Source organism: Nostoc sp. CCY 9925, from assembly GCF_963920935.1.
GTDB lineage: Bacteria > Cyanobacteriota > Cyanobacteriia > Cyanobacteriales > Nostocaceae > Nostoc.
Map to the genome: position 1 here is coordinate 1 of NZ_CAWUDO010000291.1, position 926 is coordinate 926.

Here is a 926-nt window from a genome sequence, read left to right on the forward strand (position 1 = left end):
TAATTGTTGCTTCGATATATTTCCAATTACCTCCAGTACTGGCTATCGTGTACCACCCAGGAAGACCACAGATGCCAAAAGCAGTAGAGCCACGACAATAAATTTGTATATTTTGATCTGCAATAATCCTAATACCTGAAACAGGAGCATACAAATTGTATGTATAATTACCTTCACTGATTGCATTAGTATTAGAGTTTTTTTCCTTGCTGTAGTAGAAAATTTTTACAGCTGTGCAATCAGGGTTATTTGCAGATTTACAATTTATTGTTAACGGTGGCTTAGCACTTTTGATTTGAAAGGCTTTCCCATTCTTGGTTAAAGTTACGATTGCTATGCTGTCTGAGCTTGAACAATGAGTGGACATTGTTAGAAGTTATTAGGGTTTACAGATTGCGAAATATCAGGATTGTTAAATTCATCTAACGGATAGTCAAAAAAATATAACCAATAAGTAGACATTCTTTGACCGTTGCTAATATCCGCACCTGAATAAACTAAATCAATATTTTTCAAGTTCAGGTGATTGATTAAGCATTTAGCGAATAATGCAGTAAATATTGCTTCAGGGGTAAGACCTATGACTTCAGCTTTATTAACAATCAAAGTTGTAGAACTTTCTTTGTAATTTTCGCCGAACAAGGCTTGTTTGAGGGTAATTTGTCGAATAGCCTTAAGTCGGTAAACGTAGCACTTCAAAGAAATAGTCAATTGCGTAAAACCCTTGTATTTGTAGTTGAAGCAATTGACTTTAATCTGACACGAAGCATAGCGTTTGTAGGAATACATTTAAGCAATCCTTATACCTAATCCCCCGGTCACGTTGCTAAGAATTAGATACTCTTGTGATGAATTCAGCGGGGCTACTATCGATAGTCGTGTCTGTCCATTAAACGCTCCTATCGCTAGGTCTTCAGATGTCGCGC

Annotated in this window: 2 protein-coding genes; both read right to left on the reverse strand. The window is 36.5% G+C overall.

The genetic code is table 11. The features are described 5' to 3' along the window. Positions 1-367, reverse strand: a 367-nt coding sequence (locus ACM0OY_RS40475) for a hypothetical protein (RefSeq protein ID WP_414574313.1), incomplete at its 3' end; no start/stop codon positions are given. Positions 368-369: 2 nt separating this feature from the next. Continuing rightward, positions 370-789 carry a hypothetical protein gene (locus ACM0OY_RS40480; protein ID WP_414574314.1) on the reverse strand — a complete coding sequence of 140 codons (420 nt, stop codon included), beginning with the start codon at positions 787-789 and terminating at the stop codon, positions 370-372. Positions 790-926: the final 137 nt, after the last annotated feature.

Excerpts from the sequence above, each read along its gene's own strand:
- ACM0OY_RS40480 (WP_414574314.1), bottom strand. The coding sequence starts at position 789 with ATGTATTCCTACAAACGCTATGCTTCGTGTCAGATTAAAGTCAATTGC.